This is a genomic window from Flavobacterium frigoris, assembly GCF_900111075.1.
In the GTDB taxonomy this organism is placed as follows: domain Bacteria; phylum Bacteroidota; class Bacteroidia; order Flavobacteriales; family Flavobacteriaceae; genus Flavobacterium; species Flavobacterium frigoris.
This window is the reverse complement of sequence record NZ_FOFZ01000010.1, coordinates 37823-60687: the sequence shown is the minus strand read 5'-3', so window position 1 is coordinate 60687 and position 22865 is coordinate 37823. Positions and strand designations below refer to the sequence as shown.

The window sequence follows — 22865 nt, the reverse complement described above, 5'->3', positions numbered from 1 at the left end:
ATTTAATCTGTTTTAATAGAAGGATTTCCGAAAAAAAAGCTATCGTTAAAGATAGCTTTTTTTGGAGTTGGTTTTATTTAATATACCAATCCTCGATGTATTTTTTTGAATTTCATAAAAATATAAAGTAACAATTCACGATTCTCAGCTACGGATATTAAATCCCTACAAAATTACTTGGCGTGATTTGCATCAATTCTGCCCGTACTTCTTCTGTCACGTCTAAAGTGGCAATGAAACCGTGAATCGCTTTTTTATCAATCGCTTCATTTGTTCTAGTTAAACCCTTTAAGGCTTCATAAGGATTTGGATACCCTTCACGACGCAAAATAGTTTGAATCGCTTCCGCCACCACGGCCCAGTTTTTTTCTAAATCTTCGTGGAATTTTGGCTCATTCAACAATAATTTGCTCAGTCCTTTCAAAGTAGATTCAAAACCAATTAAAGTATGTCCCATAGGAACTCCTATGTTTCGTAAAACCGTACTGTCAGTTAAATCACGTTGTAATCTAGACAATGGTAACTTAGCCGAAAGGTGTTCGAAAATAGCATTTGCTATCCCTAAGTTTCCTTCAGAGTTTTCAAAGTCAATCGGGTTTACCTTGTGTGGCATCGCTGATGATCCTATTTCTCCCGCTTTGATTTTTTGTTTGAAATATTCCATAGACACATAAGTCCAGATATCTCTGTCTAAATCTATGATAATAGTATTGATTCTTTTTAAAGCATCAAAAAAGGCTGCAAAATGATCGTAATGCTCAATTTGAGTTGTTGGGAAAGAGTGGTGTAAACCTAAAATGTCCTCAACAAACTTACCTCCAAATTTTCTCCAGTCGATTTGCGGATAAGCCACATGATGTGCATTGTAATTTCCTGTTGCACCACCAAATTTAGCAGCGAATGGGATATTAAACAACAAACGCATTTGCTCTTCTAAACGTTCCACAAAAACGCTGATTTCTTTACCCAAACGAGTAGGAGAGGCCGGTTGTCCGTGTGTACGTGCTAGCATTGGTATATCCTTCCATTCGACACTTAAATCTTTTAATTTAGAAGTCAAAGTAATTAGCGAAGGCATGTATACTTTTTCGAATGCGTCTTTTGTAGAAAGAGGAATTGCTGTATTATTGATGTCTTGGGAAGTCAATCCAAAGTGGATGAACTCTTTGTATTGCGATAAGCCTAATTTTTCAAAAGCGTCTTTGATAAAGTATTCTACGGCTTTTACATCGTGGTTGGTTACTTTTTCAGTTTCTTTGATCCAAAGCGCGTCTTCAGTAGAGAAGTTTTTATAGATATTTCTTAAAGTATCAAAAAGATCAGGATTTACACCTGAAAGTTGTGGCAAAGGCACTTCGCACAAAGCAATGAAATATTCAATTTCAACTAATACGCGGTATTTGATTAATGCTTCTTCCGAGAAAAAAGGAGCCAAAGAAAGAGTCTTGTTTCTATATCTTCCATCAATTGGAGAAATAGCATTCAATTCGTTTAAAGTAGTCATTGTTTTGTTGTTTGTTCGAAAGGCACAAATATAAACCTTTAAAGGCAATTTCGAAAAGGATTGTTTTTTTAAATAAGGGCAATAAGTGTCTTTTGTAGAAGTTTCATTCCTTCAGAAGCGACTTCTGGAATTACATGGAGTGGATTTCTCAAATTCGGAATTTTTATGGGTTTTGGATCAATGTAATAAATAGGCGTTTTTGAATTTGTAAAATCAATTAACCCCGCAGCAGGATATACTTGTAATGAAGTGCCAATAACAGCAAAATAATCCGCAGTTTCCGTAATATTGATTGCTTCTTCAAGAGCAGGAACTTCCTCGCCAAACCAAACAATATGTGGACGCAACTGATTTTTATTATTGTCTAAATCACCAAAGTTTAAATCTTCTGTCCAATCTAAAATGTAATTTGGATTCGCGTTGCTTCGTACTTTTAACAATTCGCCATGCAAGTGCAATACATTTTTACTGCCTGCGCGTTCGTGTAAATCATCTACATTTTGCGTAATTACAAAAACGTCAAAATGAGCTTCTAATTCAGCCAAAATCTGATGTCCTAAATTGGGTTGCACTTCTTTGAGTTGTTTTCGCCTTTGATTATAAAAATCAAGAACCAAAGCGGGATTTTTATCCCATCCTTCGGGTGTAGCAACATCTTGGATATTATGTCCTTCCCAAAGTCCATAACTGTCTCTGAAAGTTTTGATGCCACTCTCTGCACTTATTCCTGCTCCGGTTAAGACTACGAGTTTCTTTTTCATAGTTATATTTTTTCGCCACAGATTCACAGATTTTTTTTGAATTAGGCTTTAAATAGAAAGGTTAAAATTATTAAAAAGAATTGGAAATTTTAGTGTTTACATTTTTTTTTGTCACAGATTTCAAGATTTTTGTTGGATTAGAAAAACAATTTAATCTGCGAATTTGCCATGAATTTTTGTTTCATTTTTGGTTTTATATTTGGTATTAAATAAGAAATCAGTGAATCTGTGGCTATTTTTTATTTTTTACTATTTTTGCATAAAAAATAATCCGAAATGATTGATATCGATTACCTCGCTTTTCTTGAAAATATCCTAACCGATAACCGCAAAGAGAAATTCTTGAAAGTACTAGAAAACAGAACCAATCATTTTACCATTGCCGTAGAAGATATTTTCCAGATGCACAATACGAGTGCGGTAATGCGCAGTTGTGAAGTTTTTGGAATTCAGGAATTGAACGTAATCGAACAGCGCTATGGTAAAAGTATCGACAAGGAAATTGCAATGGGTGCCCAGAAATGGGTTGATATTAATACTTTCGACAGTATTACGGATTGTTTAGATACAGTCAAAAACAAAGGGTACCAAATCATTGCGACCACGCCACACGATAATGACTGTTTACTAGAAGATTTTGATATTTCGAAACCCAGTGCCTTGTTTTTTGGAACGGAGCGTGATGGATTATCAGAAGAGATTTTACAGCGTGCCGACGGTTTTCTTAAAATTCCGATGGTAGGTTTTACGGAGAGTTTGAATATTTCTGTGTCAGCTGCGATTATCATTCAAGATTTAACAAACCGATTGCGAAAATCAGATATTGATTGGCATTTGTCTGAAGACGAAATTCTAGTAAAAAGATTGGCGTGGGCCAAGAACTCCATCAAAGATATTAAACGAATAGAGGAGAGGTATTTTTTAGAAAATAATAAAACTGCTTTATAGGCCGTAAAGCAATTTTACACGGTTTATATTGATTGGTTTGTCAGATGGGATTTCTAAGAAATAATCCAATTGCCATTTTTGGGTTTTCTGTGCTTGTGCATTGTTTGCTTGATTCCAAGGAGGATAAACTCGAATGGCTCGCTTGCCTTCTTTTTTGCTTGTCGTTATTACGCCTCGTTCACACAATACCAATTTTGGAAATATAAATTGACCCAAACGCTGGCCTTTTCTCGTGTTAATAATAACGAAATCAATCGGGTCTGTATAGGCAAAGGGTTGAATAGGCCCTTTCTCAATTCTTTTCCACAATGTAACAAATTGGCCTGTTTTAGTTGGAGTTATTTTTGCATTTCTGAATGTTACGGAAACGCCGTTAAGTTCAAAAGTAGCAGCTCCATACTCAATACTTTCGACTTCTTTTTCTAATGAAGAAAAATTAAAACCACAGGGGTCATATATAAGTTCTTTTGTAATAAACAGGTCGTTGTAGATGGTAGTAGCAGTTTTCAAAGACGTTTGATTTTAAGAAGTTTCAAATATAAAAAAAACCCAACTACGGTGTAGATAGAAGTCAATAGATTTTCCGCTTTTTTTATATTTCATAGATTCCGTATTTCCAGTAGCTACTTGTTTGACGTTAATTGGATTGTTACGGTTAATCTCCTTTAAACGAAAGTCATTGCGAGGAACGAAGCAATCTCATCCAGCATTTCGACAAAGTAGATTAGTCATTATAGAAAAAAAAGTAATTTTTATGACAATCCATTTACTTTTTATTTTTTTGATGTGAACAAGGAAACCCAAACCACATCTTTCACTTAGGTCTAAAGTGCCGTATTATTTTTTTTGGTAAATTTTCTCTTTTCCATCGTACAAAATTATAGATTTCTATTTGTAATTGTGTCCGATTATTTAAGGGACTGAAACATTTGTAAAGAAACTCACCTATCTTGAGACGCTTTCAGCGTGACAAACTATGAGGTATAGTTTGGTTCTAGAATTGAATACTTTTATTATGGGGTTATACAATATTAGCAGATAGTATTTTATGTGCCATTATTACTGGAAGTAATACCATTTAAGCTTAGGAATTACTGTAAAATTTTCCAAACGCTAAATCTAACAATTAGTTTGTCATTCCGATGAAGGTGGAAACTCGGTAACGTGAGCAGTTTGATGAGATTGCTCTCTCGTTCCAAAAAACGAGACGGAATGACAAGTTTGTAGTTGTATTTTATTGCAGTATTTTCAAAAGTCAAATAGTATAACAATCACTTCCATTATTCTACAAAACGCTTAGTCCTGACAGCAGTGGAAAGCCTATGCAGGTTTGAAACTACTTTTTTCTGGTGGTGGTAGAGCGACCAAAAGAAGCTCCTACCAGCGCCTAGAAAAAGGGTTTGTCACCAAATAGCTTGAAGCGTATGGCGGGGATAGCTCCTTAAAAAAAACAACAAAAAAATCCCCAACTACTTTCATAATTGGGGATTGTATTATTTACAGCTTTTTTTCAAGACCTAAAAACGATAACAGAAAAGGAGTTGTTATTTTACAACAACCCATTGGCCACTAGCGATTAAGCTTTCGGCTTTTTTGTATTTCATTTCTTGCGTTTGACCGTTAGCCACATTTTGAATCGTAATGGTATCGTTACGATTAATTTTTGGCATATCTCTCACTATAGTTTCAGTAACTTGTCTTTGTTGCGTTTCACCGGCTTCACGATTGGCACTTTCACTACTTGTAATCTCATCTTTGCTTAATTGCAAATTTTCTTTTGGACGAACTTCTTCTCTAGCTTCTTGAATTTCAGGAGCACTTTGTTGTGGTAAATCCCCTTTGAATAAGAAGGAGATTACTTCTTTATTTACACCGTTCAACATAGCGTTGAAAAGGTTAAATGCTTCAAATTTATAGATAAGTAAAGGATCTTTTTGTTCGTGAACGGCAAGTTGAACGGATTGTTTCAACTCATCCATTTTGCGTAAGTGCTTTTTCCAAGCTTCATCAACAATCGATAAAGTGATGTTTTTTTCGAAATCAGCAATCAGTTGTTTTCCTTCAGTCTCGTACGCTTTTTTCAAATCAGTAACCACGCTCAATGATTTCACACCATCAGTAAATGGTACTACGATACGTTCAAACTGGTTGTTTTTATCTTCGTATACATTCTTGATAATAGGAAACGCTTCTCTTGCGCTACGCTCTGTTTTCTCTTGATAGTATTTTAACGCTTCTTTATATACTTTTCCTGTTAACTCGATGTCAGTCATTTTCATAAAATCAGCCTCACTTACTGGAGAAGTAATCGAGAAGTAACGAATCAAGTCAAATTCAAAGTTTTTGAAATTATTGGTTGCTTTTGCGTCTTGTATAATTAACTCACAAGTATCGTATAACATGTTAGCAATATCCAGTTTCAAACGTTCTCCAAATAAAGCATGACGACGACGTTTGTAAACTACTTCACGTTGTGCATTCATAACATCATCGTATTCCAACAAACGTTTACGGACACCAAAGTTGTTTTCTTCTACTTTTTTCTGTGCACGCTCGATAGATTTGGTCATCATAGAATGCTGAATCACTTCACCTTCTTCAAGTCCCATTCTGTCCATTACTTTGGCTACTTTTTCAGAACCAAACAAACGCATCAAGTTATCTTCCAGAGACACATAAAATTGTGAACTTCCTGGATCTCCTTGACGACCAGCACGACCTCTCAACTGTCTGTCAACACGACGTGAATCGTGACGCTCTGTACCTACAATCGCAAGTCCACCAGCTGCTTTTACTTCGGCAGATAATTTAATATCGGTTCCACGACCAGCCATATTAGTTGCTATAGTAACCACTCCGGCTTTACCTGCTTCTTCTACGATTTGCGCTTCTTGTTTGTGCATTTTTGCATTCAAGACATTGTGTGCAACACCTCTCATTTTAAGCATTCGGCTTAGTAATTCAGAAATCTCAACAGAAGTCGTACCAATAAGAACTGGCCTTCCTGCATTTGATAATTGTGTTACATCTTCAATAACTGCATTGAATTTTTCACGAGTCGTTTTATAAATAAAATCCTCTTTGTCTTGTCTTGCCATTGGTCTGTTAGTAGGGATTTCTACTACATCCAATTTGTATATTGTCCATAACTCACCTGCTTCAGTAACAGCAGTACCGGTCATACCGGCAAGTTTGTTATACATTCTAAAGTAATTCTGTAAAGTAACCGTAGCAAAAGTTTGAGTTGCTGCTTCGATTTTTACATTTTCCTTAGCTTCAATCGCTTGGTGTAATCCATCAGAATAACGACGACCATCCATGATACGACCTGTTTGCTCATCAACAATCATGATTTTGTTGTCCATGATTACATACTCTACATCTTTTTCAAAAAGACTGTATGCTTTCAAAAGTTGAGTCAAAGTGTGAATACGTTCACTTTTTATTCCGAAATCTTGGAATAATCTTTCTTTTTCCTCGGCTTCAGCATCCTTGTCTAATTTTTTCTTCTCGATAGCGGCAATTTCAGTTCCGATATCTGGAAGAACGAAAAAGTCAGAGTCAGTATCTCCCGAAAGGAATTTAATTCCGTTATCAGTTAATTCAACCTGATTGTTTTTTTCTTCAATTACAAAATACAAGGCTTCATCAATCTTATGCATTTCGCGATTGTTGTCTTGCATGTAGGTGTTCTCCGTTTTTTGAAGCAATTGTCTGATTCCTTCCTCACTTAAAAACTTAATCAAAGCTTTGTTTTTAGGCAAACTTCTGTAGGCTCTTAAAAGCAAGAATCCACCTTCTTTAGTTTTTCCTTCTTTAAGTAATTTTTTAGCTTCAGATAAAAAACCATTTGCTAATTGACGTTGTAAACTTACTAAGTTTTCAATTTTTGGTTTCAATTCATTGAATTCATGACGATCTCCTTGTGGTACTGGACCAGATATAATTAAAGGAGTTCTTGCGTCATCAATCAATACAGAATCGACCTCATCGACAATAGCATAATTATGTTTTCTTTGTACTAAATCATCAGGAGAATGTGTCATGTTATCTCTTAGATAATCAAAACCAAATTCATTATTTGTACCGTACGTAATATCAGAATTGTATGCTTTTTTTCTTCCTTCAGAACTTGGTTGGTGGTTGTCAATACAATCCACAGTCATACCATGAAATTCGAATAAAGGTGCTTTCCAGGTGCTATCACGTTTAGCCAAGTAATCATTAACTGTTACTAAATGCACTCCGTTTCCAGTTAGTGCATTCAAGTATAGTGGCAAAGTAGCTACTAATGTTTTTCCTTCACCTGTTTGCATTTCTGCAATTTTTCCTTCGTGAAGTACCATTCCACCAATTAATTGAACATCATAGTGAATCATGTCCCAAGTAATTTCTTTTCCAGCAGCATTCCATTTGTTTTGCCAGATGGATTGGTCTCCTTCAAGGCTAACATAGGCTTTAGTTCCAGAGAACTCTCTGTCCATTGCCGTTGCTGTAACAGAAATTTCTGAATTATCTTTGAAACGTCTTGCAGTTTCCTTCACTACTGCAAAGGCTTCAGGAAGAATCTCCAATAATGTTTTTTCAGATAATTCGTAAGCTTCTTTTTCTAAAGCATCGATTTCAAGATAAATATCTTCTCTTTTGTCGATGTCTTCAACCGCCTCAACATCCGCTTTAAGCGCTGCTATTTTAGCATCGATTCCAGCACGGTTCAGTTTTATTTTTTCCTTAAAAAAGTAGGTGCGCTCTCTTAATTCGTCATGCGAAAGGGCGATAAGACTGATTTCAAAAGTCTTAATTTTGTCAAGGTAAGGTTGTAAAGCTTTAACATCTTTCTCGGATTTGTCTCCAACAAAGGCTTTAATTATACTATTTATGAAACTCATAATATGGTTGTATTTCTAATTATTTTAAAATGTAAATTTAACCAAAAAAAAAGCCTCTTTTGAGACTTTTTCTTTGATTATGTATTTAATATTCATCCTCATTCCAAAGATAGTCTTCGTCAGTGGGGTAATCCGGCCAAATTTCTTCCATCGACTCATATATCTCTCCTTCGTCTTCAATAGACTGTAGATTTTCTACTACTTCTAACGGAGCTCCTGCACGTATCGCGTAGTCAATAAGTTCGTCTTTGTTAGCGGGCCACGGTGCATCACTTAAATAAGATGCTAGTTCTAATGTCCAATACATTTTTTGTCGGTTTAGTTTTGTGCAAAAATAAAAATTTTACCGAAAAAGACAAGTAAAAATCTATTTATTTTTAAAAAAAGTTAAGAACGTTTTTGTTTTAGTGTTCAGTAGTCAGTTTTTAGTGTTCAGCTTATGCTGTAAACGTCTCGTATTCTCAGATTTTTTTAACTGCGTTCTGAATACTTTTTAACTGATTACTATTTCCTTGGAATCCATTTAACTTCCTTAGCGTTCAAGTCATGAGACAACTTTCGTGCCAATACAAAAAGATAGTCAGAAAGGCGGTTCAGGTATTTAATTGCAATTTCAGCTACTGGCTCATTATGGCTTAAATGAACGGCAAGGCGCTCTGCACGGCGGCAGACGCATCGTGCAATATGACAATATGACACAGTAGTGTGTCCGCCGGGTAAGACAAAATGAGTCATTTCAGGCAGTTCGCTTTCCATACTGTCAATTTCATTTTCTAACAACTCAATATCACTCTCTACAATTCCCAATTTTTTTAAACGAAGTTCTCCGTTTTTCTTCACCTCTTTTTCTTGAGGTGTTGCCAGTATCGCTCCAATAGTGAATAAGCGATCTTGGATTTCTGCCAAGGTGTCTTTGTAATGCGAGTTCATATCCTGGTCACGAACCAGTCCTATATAGGAGTTTAATTCGTCTACAGTTCCATAACTTTCAATCCTAATATGGTCTTTAGGAACGCGTGTCCCTCCAAAAAGTGACGTTGTTCCTGTATCGCCGGTTTTAGTATATACTTTCATATGCTGTTTATTTGTTTATTCGTGGATTTGCTTGTTTTTCCAAGGAACACCAAATTTACTTTATTAATTCCACTATCGCGTTAACAAATCGTTCTAAGGAACCTTCACTTAGGTTAAAATATAGATCTGGTTCGATGCATTCTACTTCCATGAGATGCAACTCATTGTCAATTACAATTCCGTCCACTCTGGCGTACAATAACTTTCCTGCATAGGTATCGACAATTTTTTGCGCTTTGGCTATACGCTCTGCATCGGGATGCGTTACTCTGTATATCCCGCCAAACTGTACTTGAATCCTAAAATCACCTGGGACAGGTTTTTTATTGACTGCGTGGGAGAATTTTTTATTAAAGAATATGATGGAAGTTTCGCCTACCGTTTGAATTTCTGGCATAAACTGCTGTAATAACAATTCTTTTTGAGACGCTATGGTTTTATATTGGGTATTTATTTTGTCAGCTTCGGCTGTTTCAAAGACTTCAGTAAGATAAGATCCGGCAGAAAAAGCGGGTTTTATAACCGCTTTTTTCCAATGGAAGGGTATTAGTTCTTTTAGATTCAGGTTATTGGTTTTATCTATAAATACGGTAGGGAGTATTTTGATTCCCTGCTGTTCCATTTCACGTAAATAAAACTTGTGTTTATTCTGTTTTATGATTGCAATGGGATTGAGTGTTTTAATTCCTAATTGTTCTATTTGATCAAGCCAAAGGTTGAATTCGGTTTCTTTTTCGAAATAATCCCAAGTATTTCTAAAAACTAAATAGTTATAATCACTCCAATTTATACTTGCATCATCCCAAATTACGGCAGTTGCAGTAATGTTATGTTTGGCCAGTTCAGGAATTAAAAGTTGGTCTTGTGGCGTTAATTCAGGCAGTTTTCCGCAGGTTAGTAAGGCAATTTTCATTTTCGAATAGTGTAATGGGTTAGTTGGATGCTATTTTGGAAACGATTCCCCTAGCCCGGATAGAAGTGAAAATCCTTTTTTATTCTGAATGCAGTTCAGGATAAAAAAGATTGTAATGAATAGCCGGAAAAAGCTCCTGAAAAAAAAACTATTTTGTGATATCGCTTTCCACCATACCGTCGCGTAAACGAATTATTCTATGTGCGTAAGCGGCAACTTCCTCTTCGTGAGTTACTAAAATAACGGTATTGCCCTGCTCATGAATGTCATTAAAAAGCTTCATAATCTCTTCAGAGGTTTTACTGTCTAAGTTTCCTGTAGGTTCATCTGCGAGAATGATAGAAGGCTTGTTGACTAAAGCTCTGGCAATGGCCACACGCTGGCGTTGTCCACCCGATAATTGATTGGGCTGGTGATCCATTCGGTCACCAAGGTTGACTTGTTCTAATACTTCGGAAGCGCGAGCGGTTCGTTCTGATTTAGAATATCCTGCATAGATCATTGGCAAAGCTACATTGGCCAGTGCTGTGGTGCGGGGTAGCAGATTAAACGTCTGAAAAACAAAACCAATCTCTTTATTTCTGATTTCGGCTAATTCATCATCTTTTTGCTTGCTTACATCTTGGCCATTTAGAATATATGTTCCAGATGTAGGCGTGTCTAAACAACCTAAAAGATTCATCAAGGTAGACTTTCCGGAACCAGAAGGTCCCATCAATGCGACATATTCTCCTTTATTAATTTCTAAATCAATACCTTTCAGTACATAAATAATCTCGTTACCAAGGACAAAATCTCTTTTGATATTGGTTATTTTTATTAATGGATTTGACATTGTTATTTGCAATTGGTGAATTATGTTTTTTGAATTTTAAAAGTACAAAACACTTTTGAATTATAGGTAAGTTGCTTAAAATACATTTTTGTTACAAAAAAATATAGGATAGCCTTTTTTATATTTTTTGAAGGCTCGTTTTGTACATATAATGAATTAATATCATTGTTAAGCACACTGTAAAGAGACGTTATACTTTAATGGCGCACTAGGCTGATTATTATTGACAATAGCAGTCGTTTTATAGCGAAATATTTTTAAAACGGGTAAATTTGATACTGTTTTGCAGCTCTTAATAGGGTGTTAATTTTAATTTATTTCACAATTTTGGGAATTGTTTATATAATTAACATGTTTATATTGAATGCAATACAATCCGCTGTACATTCGCTTTATAATATTTAATAAAAATAAAATCAAACATTATGAAAAGCACAAATTTAGTATTAGGAATGGCGGTTATAGCCTTAGGATTTACATCTTGTAAAGACGAAAAGACAGAGGAAGCAAATAAAACAGTTGAATCTTATGTTGTTTATGTTGACTCATTAGAAAATGTAGCAGCAGTGGATGCTAAAGCAAACTGGTCTTCAATTGAGGCTACCTATGAAGTAAGAAGTAGTCAAGCTGAAACAGCACTTGTAGATTTAAAAGAAAATGAAGAAGCTAAAGCAAAAATAGAAGCTAGTAAAGCAAAATATGCTGCATTGCAGGCTAGAATGAAAGCAGATATGGAAGCTTCAATGCCAAGTTCTAAACAACAAATGAGAAATTCATTGTTTGGTGAAGGAAAAATTGGTGATGATATGAATTTTGACTGGGTAAATGCAGCCAATATTCATGGCGTATACCAACAGTTTGTTCATACTGTTGAAGATAACAAAGATAAATATTCTCGTGAAGACTGGGATGAAATTAAATTGATGTATGAAGCATTAGACAACAGAAAAAATACTGTTGAAAAAGAGGGGCTTACATCAGAGGATAATAGAAAAATCGCATCATTAAAATTGAAATTTGCGCCAATGTACACATTGAACAGAATGGGAGCAAAAACAGAGGAAATGAAAGAAGCTAAAGAATAAGGTTTTACTAATTCATGTTAGAAAAAGACAGTCAGTGATGGCTGTCTTTTTTTTGTGGATTAAACTCGGATGATAAAATGTTCTTTTGGCTGTTCGTGTCTAAAGAAAACGAATCCCCACTGAAAGGTGTCAATAGTTACCGTAACTTTTGGATGTTTTTTTATCGTTTCCCAAGCGTCTTCCATTTCTGCAGACCAATGGATATCGTCAAAAATCCACAGCGTATCATTAGTTATTGTGGGCAATAATAGATCAAAGTACTCTAGCGTAGCTTTCTTTTGATGGTTGCCGTCGAAGTAGATTAAGGAAAAGGGCTCCATTGAAGTATTCACTTTTTCTAAATAGTTACTAAATTCACTCACTACAAATTCTACATTGGTTAAGCCAAATTTCTCTAATTGCTCTTGGGCAATTTTTGATGTTTCTGGGCAACCTTCAAGTGTCGTTATTTGTGCTTTTGGGTTTCCAACGGATAAGGCAACAGTTGCCAATCCTAATGATGTACCAATTTCTAAAATTGCATCAGGCTGAAAATAGCTTGTGATTCTAAACAATAATTCCCCTCGTTTCTGTGTGATTCCGGCGGTTTTCGCAATCCTTGATATTTCTCTTTTGTTGGATTTGAAGACCTTCGAACCCGCCCCAAAATCAGTGACTTCAATTGTATTTTTATTTTCTAAAAGTGCCTTTCGATAGTCTTTTAAAACTTGGTATTCCAGTTTTGGCTTGCGGTCGTAAAAACATTTGGTAATCAAACTGAATACAAAAGGGGAGTGTACGGCATGCTCATTCTTAGAATGCCAAAGGAATTTTAGGTAAGATTTGATTTGGAATAGCATAGCGGTTATTACACGGATTTTCACAAAGGAAACGCGAAGATACAAAGGCATTTTATAATTGTGGAATTTTATAAATTACAAACCGCAACAGAAATAGACTCTTTTACGGTTTTTATTGATTAATCATATCCCTTTCGGGAGAGTTTAAATCTAGGTTATCGGGTTTTATTTACATATCCTGAATGTCGTTTGTCATAATTTGCACAATCTTTTCCTAATTGAAATATACAAAAAACAATAAGGGCCATCAGTATAAATCCTCGCATTATCTTATTAGGCGTTCTTGATAATGATTTGAATGATGAATTAAAAAGGTAATGATTATTCTTCATTTTTTTTTAGTGTTAATTAATTTTGTCTCTAAAATTGCTTTTTCCAAAGTAGTTCGTAAGCAAGGTAATATTTCTTCTTTTTCAATAACAACTCAAATAGTTTCTGTTGCGGCCTTTTGTTTCATTTTACAGACATTAGTTGTAATTCCGTAATGGCGTTTGTGATTGATGTGCTTGGGTTTGACTAGTCTGTTATTTTATAAATCTTTGTAATGTCTTTTAATATTTCATCAAAGTCAATGTTCAAATCAATTAATTTTCCAGTGTGAATGTCAAAAATCCAACCGTAGACTTTTAAATTTCGTTCGCTGTTTGCTTTTTGAACCTCTGCTGTCTTGATGACATTGATGCATTGCTCCTGAACATTTAATTCGATCAGTCTTTTGTATTTTTTTTCTTCATCAGTTATGGCGTCTAGTTCTTTTACATGAATCCGGTACACATCACGAATATTTCTTAACCAAGGATTCAATATTCCTAAATCTACTTGTTGCATGGCTGCCAGTACACCGCCACACCCATAATGACCACAAACCACAATGTGATTTACTTTTAGATTTGTCACTGCATAATTAATTACCGACATGGAATTGAGGTCGGTATTTGGTACCATATTAGCAATATTGCGATGGACAAAAACAGTACCGGGTTGCAGACCCATTAGCTCTTCGGCAGAAACACGGCTGTCTGAACAACCTATGTATAGAAATTCTGGTGATTGTCCTTTGGCTAATTTGTCAAAATAAGTAGCATCGGTTTCAAGTTGTTTTGCAATCCAATTTTGGTTATTTTCGAAAATTTGCTTGATATCCATGAGATTGTATTTATAGTTCAAATATACAGATGAATACTCGAATTTTAAAATGTTCTTTTAATGGGTTCTTTGCTTTTTTAGTTTTCCTTGAATAATTTTATGGGTATAGATTGCGAATATTTTTGTTTTTAATCCTTGTGGTCAGGAGAAATAATTGTTTTTTTTTTCTAAATTCTTTAGCATTTATCGCAATAGATACGGTAATAATCACTGGTATATACTTCCTTAATTCTATGTAGGAAAGAAATTCGATTAGCGTAAAATTTTTCCCAAGGAATAGTCCTTTTAGGGGAACATATAGCGATATTAGTGTAAAAACTAAAGTCATTGTAAACATAATATACAGTGTTCCCACTATAAATTTTTCCCAGTTTGTATTCAATTTGAGGGTTTGTTTCATGGGGTTTTAAGTGTAAATAGTTTTGTATTTCATTTTGGACTAAAGATTATAGATACTCGAACAAGCTTGTGTTATTGTTGTTTTTGGTTGTTATTTGTTTCTCAACTTTATGGAAACGAAATGTAGTTATTTCTATTTTCGATCTAAATTACTTTTGCACAAAACGAAAGTAAATATAGTTGATTTGTCGTACAAAAAATTTTATTAATAAGAAAATTACCTAATAACAACAACCCCCAACACTTTCAAGCAATCTTGCTAAAAATGTTGAGGGTTTAATTTTATAAAGTATGTCTTTTTATTCCCCCTTCGGGGGCTAGGGGGATTTTATCCCTCGATCTTTGCGCTCAGCTCAAACCAGCGTTCTTCTCTATCTTCAATTTTATTATTGATGTTTTCGAGTTCTTTTGCTTTTTTTGATATGTCGTTATCGGGTACTTTTCCGTCCGTGAATAATTGCTCGATTGCAATTTTTTGAACTTCTAAATCCTTGATTTCTTTTTCTATTTTTTGATATTCTTTTTGCTCGTTAAAAGTCAAATTCCCTGTTGGGTTGTTTTGCTTCCAGTCTTTCTTCTCTGCCTTGTTTTCCTCTTTTTGAGCCACATCTGTACTGTCTTCGTAGGCTCTGAAATCAGAATAGTTCCCAGGGAAATCTTCGACCACACCATCGCCTCTAAAGATGAATAAGTGATCTACAATTTTGTCCATGAAATATCTATCGTGAGAAACCACTAGTAAACATCCTGGATAATCCAAAAGAAAACTTTCTAATACATTTAAGGTTACAATATCCAAATCGTTTGTTGGTTCATCCAGAATCAAGAAGTTAGGATTCTGAATCAAAACAGTACATAAATACAAACGTTTTAATTCTCCCCCGCTCAATCGGTCTACAAAGTCATATTGTTTTTTGGCATCAAAAAGAAAACGCTCTAGCAATTGCGAGGCCGAAATAATTCTTCCCTTCATCAACGGAATAAATTCTCCGTATTCTTTAATGACATCAATTACACGTTGTCCCGGTTTCGGGTTGATTCCGCTTTGAGTATAATAACCCACTTTTATTGTTTCACCAATCACTACTTTTCCAGCATCAAGCGGAAGTGATCCAGTTAATAAATTTAAAAAAGTTGATTTTCCAGTTCCGTTTTTTCCAATGATTCCAATACGCTCTCCTGGTTGGAAGTCGTAACTGAAATTATCCATGATCACATGATCCTTGAATTTCTTGGAGATTTTGTGAAGCTCAATAATCTTGCTTCCCATACGTTCCATATTGATTTCAAGTTCTACCTTGTTTTCCTTACGGCGACTTTGTGCTTTTTCTTTAATGTCGTAGAAATCATCCTGACGCGATTTCGATTTAGTCGTTCTCGCTTTCGGCTGACGTCGCATCCATTCTAATTCTTTAACGAAAAGGTTTTGAGCCTTGTCCACACTTGAATTTTCAGAAGCAATGCGTTCTTCTTTTTTCTCTAAGTAGTAAGAGTAGTTTCCTTTGTAGGAATATAATTTTCCATTGTCCAGTTCGATGATTTCGTTACAAACACGCTCTAAGAAGAAACGGTCGTGCGTCACCATAAACAAGGTAATGTTTTCTTTGGCAAAATAAGCTTCAAGCCATTCGATCATCTCTAAATCCAAGTGATTCGTAGGTTCATCCAGAATCAGTAAGTCTGGACGGTTGATCAAAATGATAGCCAGAGACAAACGTTTTTGCTGTCCACCCGAAAGGTTTTTTACTTTCAGTTTGAAGTCTTCCAACTTCAGTTTGAACAAAATTTGCTTGTATTGGGTTTCAAAATCCCATGCATTGTGTTGATCCATTCCGTCAAAAGCTTTTTGGTACGCTTCTTCGTCTTCTGGGTTTTCTAATGCTTTTTCGTAGGCTTCAATTACTTTCAAAGTTTCATTATCCGAGGCAAAAATACTTTCCTCAATGGTCAGTTCGTCCTGTAGATTATTGTTTTGAGACAAGAAAGCCATTTTGATTCCTTTTCTCAAAACCACCTGTCCAGTATCTGATTCGTCCAAACCATTAATGATACTCATTATAGTAGTTTTTCCCGAACCGTTTTTGGCTATAAAGGCAATTTTCTGGTCTTTGCTAATCCCAAAAGAGATGTTTTCAAAAAGCGTTCTCTCTCCGTAGGATTTCGAGATATTTTCAACTGATAAGTAATTCATGCGTGTAACTAGATGTATTTGTTATGATTAGGGCTTTTTTTGCTGTGTAAAGGCTACTTAAATTACTAATTATAAGACGCCAAAAAAAAACCACCGTGCAAAGGTAGTTTATTATTTTTAGGTTAAAATTATTTGGAAAGAAGAACTTTCTCTAATTCAGCCAATTTAAGTTGGTTAAATGAATCTTCACAGGAAATCCTGACGGTTGTGTGACATTCTATCCTTTAACTTAAAGCAATTTCAATAAAGCAAGTATAATACCAACTAAACCACCCACAACAGCGCCATTCAAGCGAATATATTGCAAATCATTGCCAACTTTATCTTCGATTTGTTCGACCAATTCTTTATTGTTGAGTTTCATCATGCTAGAGCGAACCATATTGCCGATTTCACTATGGAATTTCACCAACATTTCAGAAATGGTTTCACGAATCCAAATGTTTATTTTTTGTTGGGCGTCTAAATCCTGCTGTAAATCAGCTAACATGCGATTTAGATTCGAAATTAAGAATTGCATCAATGGAGTTTCATTATTTTCAAGCTGCGCTGCAAGAGTTTGTTTGGAACGACTTAAAAGAGTATGAATCACTTTTTCTTCTTCCACATGCTGCATAACACGTTCTTTTAGGTTCTGGATTAGCTTGATAGACTTTTCATCGCCCGAAGTTAGTTCTTTAGCAAATTCAAGAATCCAGTTGTCAAATTTGGCACGAATGGGGTGATTAACATCTGTTTTGGCTTCAGATATGAGTTCTTTTGCTTTAGTCAGAAGTTCATCTGCAATAAGGTCTAAATCTATTCCTCCGCTTTTTTCGGCTAAAAACAAGGCTGTTTTTTTGAGAAAACCTTTATCCGAGTATTCATCGGCTGCATCTTTAAGCTTAGAAAGAAGCAAGTTTTTTGTCTCGGGATTAGTAAGAGCGGAAGCGCTCTCCTCGATAATCAGTTCCCATATTTGGTGATGGTCTCCGTTTTTGATGGATTTTTCTATCCAAGTTCCCAGCGGGGAAGCCAAATCTATACTGAGAATCTGCTCTCGTAATATTTTTTGCAAAGCATATGCAAATTTTGGATTGTCTAATTCGTTGGCTAATTTTAAAACTATATTTTGAATCAAATGAATTGCATTCTGTTGATTTTTGGGTTGTTGGATGAAATTCAAAATGGTTTTAGCCAAGTCCACTTCATTTAGTTTCTCAGCAATAACGTCAGGCGAAAGCCATTTATTAGTCACTAAATCGACGATTCCTTCTGTCAGTTTTTCTCGGTTTTTGGCGATAATGTTTGTGTGCTTACGTACAAAGGGAATTGGAATTTCATGAAACAAAGCACTAACTGCAAACCAGTCAGCAAATCCACCGATGGTTGCCGCCTCAAAACCTGCTGTGACAATTTTCCATCCTTGATGGTTTAGAATGTCCAAACGCAGTAGTGATTCAAAAAGTACTAGGCCTCCGAAGGCAACAAATAAAGAGATCGATCCGAGGTTGTTTTTCATGAATATTATTAGTTTAAAAGGACTTCGTAACTAGTAGAAATGTAAGTAATTATTGTGGAATATTTTTCAGAAAACCGTTTTTTTTATAAAAGAGAAACATAAAAATAATAGTTGTACTGGAATTATTTTTGAAGATACTGCGACAAAAAGGGACTTAGATCCAACTGATGTAATTGTTGCGGTACAGCTATAAATGGTTTTCTTGTAAAATTTTCGTTGGTTAGATAATACTGAAGGCCATTTTGGGTAATAATCCCTTCAATTTGATGAAAAGGAAGCGCTATTTTTATTTTTCGTTTGTTACCCGAAAAGAATGCTGAATGGTCGTAATCATAGAAAAGATAGACAAACGGAGATAGCGATTTACTGTAGCCACTTAAGACAAGTAATTTTTTATCGGGTAGAATTGTAGCCGACGTAATCAAGCCTTTTACATTAAAAGTGTCTTTCAATCGTGCCGTATAATTGCCGGGAATTTTTGGGATGACATATACAGTCGTTCTTTTTTGCTTCCATTGTTTTGTAAATAAGTAGATGCTGTCATCGATGACAACAAAGGCTTCACAATCAAAATTAGTCGTATTAGATTTTAGTTTTGTAGAGTTAGTTTGATTAGAATACGAGAATGAGATGGTATCAATTTTCTGAATATTCCCTTCAATAGATTTTTTTTCAATTCTTAAAATATGAAGGTCTTTTCTGTTTCCGGAGACATTGTTTCCAAAATCACCAACATAGAAATAGCTGCTGTCTTGCACAATCTCCTCCCAGTCTTTGGTAGCTACTTTTTGCAGTCCTATTTTCTTTTTAATCACTCCGCTTGTATCGACTCCGTAAATCGTGGTGTCCGTATCATCGTTTGTCGTCCATAATAGATTATCGCTAAAGGTTAAACCAGATGTTTCATGCAGAACTGCTGGCAATTGCGCAGAATATCTCGGTTTTACTTTTGCTGAACGATAGCTGCAACTACCATCATTTATAGTTGCGGACGGATTGAAGGTTTTTGACAATGGGTCAGTACATCCCAAAATTTGGGCATGCATTTGACTGATCAAAAATAGGAATACTAATAAAAATGCTTTTTTCAATGACTTGGAATAGATTTGTTGCGGTCTTTTGTTTTTCAAAAGTAATTTATTCGCGGGATTAAAATTAGAATTGAGATTGAATCATTAGGTTTTATTTAGACAATTGCTACTGTATTGTAGTTTACCGTTGTGATTTTACATCTTAAAAGATATCTTTGAGACATGCAATTGTCAGTAATCATCCTCAACTATAACGTGCGCTATTTCTTAGAATTATGCGTTTTAAGTGTACAAAGTGCTTTAGAGCATATTGAGGGCGAAATAATCGTCGTCGATAACAACTCGCAAGATGATAGTTGCGAAATGATGAAGCAGCGTTTTCCAAATGTAAAACTCATAGAAAACAAAGGTAATTACGGTTTTCCAAAAGGGAATAATATAGGGGTTGCCGCCGCTCAGGGCGAATATATTTGCATCTTGAACCCCGATACCGTGGTTGCCGAGGATACTTTTACAAAAGTATTGGCTTTCGCCGAAAGGCAAAAAGACTTAGGGATCGTGGGGGTAAAACTAATCGACGGAGCAGGTAATTTTCTGCCTGAAAGTAAAAGAGGGGTGCCTACGCCTTTTGTCGCTTTTACTAAAATGATGGGACTTTACAAGGCGTTTCCAAAAGTGAAAGTCCTAGGAAAGTATTATGCACAACATATATCGGAAAACGAAACGGCGAAAGTAGATATTCTCGTTGGCGCTTTTATGCTGATGAAACACAATTTATATCTGGAATTAGGGGGGTTTGATGAGAACTGTTTCATGTATTCAGACGACATAGATTTGTCCTATAGAATGCTGCTTAAAGGAAAATCGAACTATTATTATCCCAAAACAACAGTGATGCATTTTAAGGGCGAAAGCACTATTAAGGACGGAGTTTACATGAAGCGGTTTCAGGAAGCCATGGAGTTTTTCTATAAAAAACACTTCGAGGTTTCGAGGTTTTTTTCGTTTTTTATGAAAACAGGAATTCTGTTTTTTTCTTTTATTAAAATGTTTCAAGGTCAAGCCAAAGAAAAAAAGATCTCACAGTCCTATGTCTTATATTCTTCTAGTGATGAGTTAATTGAAAAAATAGTGTCAAAACTTCAAAAAAAAGTATTTTTTCACGATTTGAAAACAGAAAAAATGGTAATTTCGTCAAAGATTTCATTGGATACAAAAACAGAAATGGTATTTGATAATAATTATGTTTCTTTTAAGGAGATTATAAATTTTATAGAATCGTTAAAAAACAAGGGGTTATCCTTTAAATTATTACCAAAAAACACCGCTTTTCTTATAGGTAGTGATAATTCTAATGAAAGAGGAGCGATTGTAAAATTAGAGTGATAAATTACATTTAATGTAATTTATGTTTAAAATATTTAGTAATTTCGCAAACTGAAAACAAAAACGCCTTCTTAGGTTAACAATATGGCAAAATTTGAATTAAAACTTCCTAAAATGGGAGAAAGTGTCGCAGAAGCAACCATTACAAACTGGTTAAAAGAAGTAGGCGACAAAATTGAAGCGGATGAAGCGGTACTTGAAATTGCAACTGATAAGGTTGACAGTGAGGTACCGAGTGAGGTTTCAGGTATTTTGGTGGAACAATTATTTGGTAAAGATGATTTAGTTCAAGTGGGTCAAACCATTGCTATTATTGAAACCGAAGGTGGAGAGATGGTTTCAGTTGTTAAAACAGCTGCAACTCCAGAGGCTGTAGCCGAAGTAACAAAAACGGTTGATGCCGCTAAAGATAGCGTGGCAACACCAACTGATTTTTCTGATTCTGATAAATTCTTTTCTCCATTGGTGAAAAATATTGCTTCAGCAGAAGGTATTTCTGTTGCTGAATTAGAGCAGATTAATGGTACAGGAAAAGACGGAAGAGTTACTAAAAATGATATTTTAGAATACGTTAAAAATAAAGGAAGTCAAGCAGTTGTTGCTCCGGCAAAAACGGTTGAAGCTCCTAAGGTTGTGCAAGCAGCAGCTCCATTAGCACAAAAAGCAGCACCTGTTTCGGTAAACGGTGGTGATGAGATTGTAGAAATGGACAGAATGCGCAAGCTTATTGCGGGTTACATGGTCGCTTCTGTACAAACTTCAGCACACGTGCAATCGTTCATCGAGGTAGATGTGACTAACATTGTAAAATGGAGAGAAAAAAATAAAAATATTTTCGAAAAAAGAGAAGGGGAGAAATTGACCTATACTCCAATATTCATGGAAGCGGTGGCTAAAGCATTGAAAGATTTTCCAGGTTTGAATATTTCTGTAGATGGTGATTATATCATCAAAAAGAAAAACATCAATTTGGGTATGGCTGCATCATTACCTAACGGTAATTTAATTGTTCCTGTTATTAAAAATGCAGATCAATTGAACTTGGTAGGAATGGCCAAAGCCGTGAATGATCTTGGTGGACGTGCTAAAGCAGGAAAATTGAAACCGGATGACACACAAGGCGGAACTTATACGGTTACCAATGTAGGGACATTTGGAAGTGTTTTTGGAACGCCAATTTTAAATCAGCCGCAAGTTGGGATTTTAGCTCTTGGAGCGATTAGAAAAGTACCAGCAGTGATAGAAACCCCGGAAGGTGATTTTATTGGAATTCGTCAAAAAATGTTCCTTTCGCACAGTTATGACCATCGTGTTGTAGATGGAGCATTGGGGGGTGGCTTCGTAAAACGAGTTGCTGAATACCTAGAAGCATTTGATGTGAATAGAGATATTTAATATTGAAATAAATACATAATAGAGCCCAACAGATTTTTTAAATTTGTTGGGTTTTGTTTTTTTAAATAGACTTCCGCAGCAAAAAGCTTTGTTCTTTTAGACGAAATTAATGTCTGATAATTGGTGAAATTCAGCTTTAAAATTTACATTTGTATGATAATAAAAACAAAAAATGGAACTCAAACTTAATAAACCAATCTGCTTTTTTGACCTTGAAACCACTGGAATTGACGTTGGAAAAGACCGAATTGTAGAAATAGCAATATTCAAAGTTTTTCCTAACGGAAATAAAGAAAGTAAAACCTGGTTAGTAAATCCTACTATTCCTATTCCGGCGCAAACAACGGCTGTACATGGAATCACGGATGAAAAAGTAGCGAATGAGCCTACGTTTAAGGAGTTAGCTTCGCAAGTTCATGCGATGATCAAAGACTGTGATTTGGCTGGATTTAACTCTGATCGTTTTGATATTCCTTTGTTAGCAGAAGAATTACTTCGTGCAGGAGTTGATTTTGATATGAAAAATAGTGTTTCTGTAGATGTTCAAACGATTTTTCACAAAAAAGAAGAGCGTACGTTAAGTGCAGCTTTAAAGTTCTATTGTGGGCAAAGTTTAGAAAATGCGCATTCAGCGGAGGCAGATACTATGGCGACTTATGAAATATTAAAAGCGCAGTTAGAACGTTATCCAGATTTACAGAATGACATGAAAGCGTTATCGGAATTCTCGACAAGAAAGAAAATTGCTGATTTTGCAGGAATGATTGCATTTGATAAAGACGATGAAGAAATTTTTGCTTTTGGAAAACACAAAGGAGTAAAAGTTGATAAAATTTTAGAAACAGAACCGGGCTATTTTAGTTGGATACAAAATGCAGATTTTCCTTTATATACTAAAAAGGTGTTAACGGCGATTAAACTTAGAAAACTGAATACTAAAAACTAGGTAATTAGTGATTAGTGAAATA

The 22865-nt window shown here is 35.2% G+C and carries 18 protein-coding genes; 5 read left to right on the top strand and 13 right to left on the bottom strand.

Annotated features, from left to right (window positions below; genetic code table 11):
* Positions 1-157: 157 nt before the first annotated feature.
* On the bottom strand, positions 158-1504 hold the full coding sequence (gene purB / locus BMW63_RS13040) for an adenylosuccinate lyase (protein ID WP_074723917.1): 1347 nt from the start codon (positions 1502-1504) through the stop codon (positions 158-160).
* A gap of 68 nt (positions 1505-1572) precedes the next feature.
* Entirely contained in the window at positions 1573-2265 is a 693-nt protein-coding gene (locus tag BMW63_RS13035) for an SIR2 family NAD-dependent protein deacylase (protein ID WP_074723916.1), read from the bottom strand.
* A 276-nt stretch (positions 2266-2541) separates the two neighbouring features.
* Between BMW63_RS13035 and BMW63_RS13030 the strand changes: the two genes are divergently transcribed.
* A complete protein-coding gene (locus BMW63_RS13030; RefSeq protein WP_074723915.1) occupies positions 2542-3213 on the top strand; it encodes a TrmH family RNA methyltransferase in 672 nt (223 codons plus the stop codon).
* Here the strand turns inward: BMW63_RS13030 and BMW63_RS13025 are convergent.
* The 6 genes from BMW63_RS13025 to BMW63_RS13000 all read right to left on the bottom strand — a co-directional run bounded on the left by BMW63_RS13025 (position 3208) and on the right by BMW63_RS13000 (position 10924).
* Positions 3208-3723, bottom strand: a complete 516-nt coding sequence (locus BMW63_RS13025; RefSeq protein ID WP_074723914.1) for a MepB family protein — start codon at positions 3721-3723, stop codon at positions 3208-3210. The genes BMW63_RS13030 and BMW63_RS13025 overlap by 6 nt on opposite strands.
* Before the next feature lie 1034 nt (positions 3724-4757).
* Complete coding sequence (gene secA / locus BMW63_RS13020; protein WP_074723913.1) at positions 4758-8102, bottom strand: preprotein translocase subunit SecA; 3345 nt, start codon at positions 8100-8102, stop codon at positions 4758-4760.
* A gap of 85 nt (positions 8103-8187) precedes the next feature.
* Positions 8188-8409 (bottom strand): DUF2795 domain-containing protein, encoded by a 222-nt coding sequence (locus BMW63_RS13015; RefSeq protein WP_007138072.1) that lies wholly within the window; start codon positions 8407-8409, stop codon positions 8188-8190.
* 197 nt (positions 8410-8606) lie between these two features.
* The gene (locus BMW63_RS13010) at positions 8607-9176 is read right to left on the bottom strand and encodes a cob(I)yrinic acid a,c-diamide adenosyltransferase (RefSeq protein WP_074723912.1); all 570 of its coding nucleotides are present in this window, start codon (positions 9174-9176) and stop codon (positions 8607-8609) included.
* A gap of 55 nt (positions 9177-9231) precedes the next feature.
* Entirely contained in the window at positions 9232-10089 is an 858-nt protein-coding gene (locus BMW63_RS13005) for an ATP-grasp domain-containing protein (RefSeq protein WP_074723911.1), read from the bottom strand.
* 148 nt (positions 10090-10237) lie between these two features.
* Positions 10238-10924, bottom strand: a complete 687-nt coding sequence (locus tag BMW63_RS13000) for an ABC transporter ATP-binding protein (protein WP_074723910.1) — start codon at positions 10922-10924, stop codon at positions 10238-10240.
* 425 nt (positions 10925-11349) lie between these two features.
* On the opposite strand from BMW63_RS13000, the gene BMW63_RS12995 reads away from it, so the two are divergent.
* Positions 11350-12009: a DUF6565 domain-containing protein gene (locus BMW63_RS12995; protein WP_074723909.1), complete on the top strand. Its 660-nt coding sequence runs from the start codon at positions 11350-11352 to the stop codon at positions 12007-12009.
* 59 nt (positions 12010-12068) lie between these two features.
* Here the strand turns inward: BMW63_RS12995 and BMW63_RS12990 are convergent, their stop codons facing one another.
* The 5 genes from BMW63_RS12990 to BMW63_RS12965 all read right to left on the bottom strand — a co-directional run bounded on the left by BMW63_RS12990 (position 12069) and on the right by BMW63_RS12965 (position 19215).
* A complete protein-coding gene (locus BMW63_RS12990; protein WP_074723973.1) occupies positions 12069-12848 on the bottom strand; it encodes an O-methyltransferase in 780 nt (259 codons plus the stop codon).
* 516 nt (positions 12849-13364) lie between these two features.
* Positions 13365-13994, bottom strand: a complete 630-nt coding sequence (locus BMW63_RS12985) for a carbonic anhydrase (protein WP_074723908.1) — start codon at positions 13992-13994, stop codon at positions 13365-13367.
* A 727-nt stretch (positions 13995-14721) separates the two neighbouring features.
* A complete protein-coding gene (locus BMW63_RS12975) occupies positions 14722-16584 on the bottom strand; it encodes an ABC-F family ATP-binding cassette domain-containing protein (protein ID WP_074723906.1) in 1863 nt (620 codons plus the stop codon).
* A 229-nt stretch (positions 16585-16813) separates the two neighbouring features.
* Positions 16814-18085, bottom strand: a complete 1272-nt coding sequence (locus BMW63_RS12970; RefSeq protein WP_074723905.1) for a DUF445 domain-containing protein — start codon at positions 18083-18085, stop codon at positions 16814-16816.
* A 122-nt stretch (positions 18086-18207) separates the two neighbouring features.
* Positions 18208-19215, bottom strand: a complete 1008-nt coding sequence (locus BMW63_RS12965; RefSeq protein ID WP_317040282.1) for a T9SS C-terminal target domain-containing protein — start codon at positions 19213-19215, stop codon at positions 18208-18210.
* Positions 19216-19338: 123 nt separating this feature from the next.
* Here BMW63_RS12965 and BMW63_RS12960 point away from each other — a divergent pair, with 123 nt between their 5' ends.
* From BMW63_RS12960 to BMW63_RS12950, 3 genes are all read left to right on the top strand, one after another.
* Positions 19339-20502 carry a glycosyltransferase family 2 protein gene (locus tag BMW63_RS12960; protein ID WP_074723904.1) on the top strand — a complete coding sequence of 388 codons (1164 nt, stop codon included), beginning with the start codon at positions 19339-19341 and terminating at the stop codon, positions 20500-20502.
* Positions 20503-20586: 84 nt separating this feature from the next.
* Positions 20587-21897, top strand: coding sequence for a dihydrolipoamide acetyltransferase family protein (locus tag BMW63_RS12955; RefSeq protein WP_074723903.1), 1311 nt, complete (start codon positions 20587-20589; stop codon positions 21895-21897).
* Between the two features lie 172 nt (positions 21898-22069).
* Positions 22070-22843 carry a 3'-5' exonuclease gene (locus tag BMW63_RS12950; protein WP_074723902.1) on the top strand — a complete coding sequence of 258 codons (774 nt, stop codon included), beginning with the start codon at positions 22070-22072 and terminating at the stop codon, positions 22841-22843.
* Positions 22844-22865: the final 22 nt, after the last annotated feature.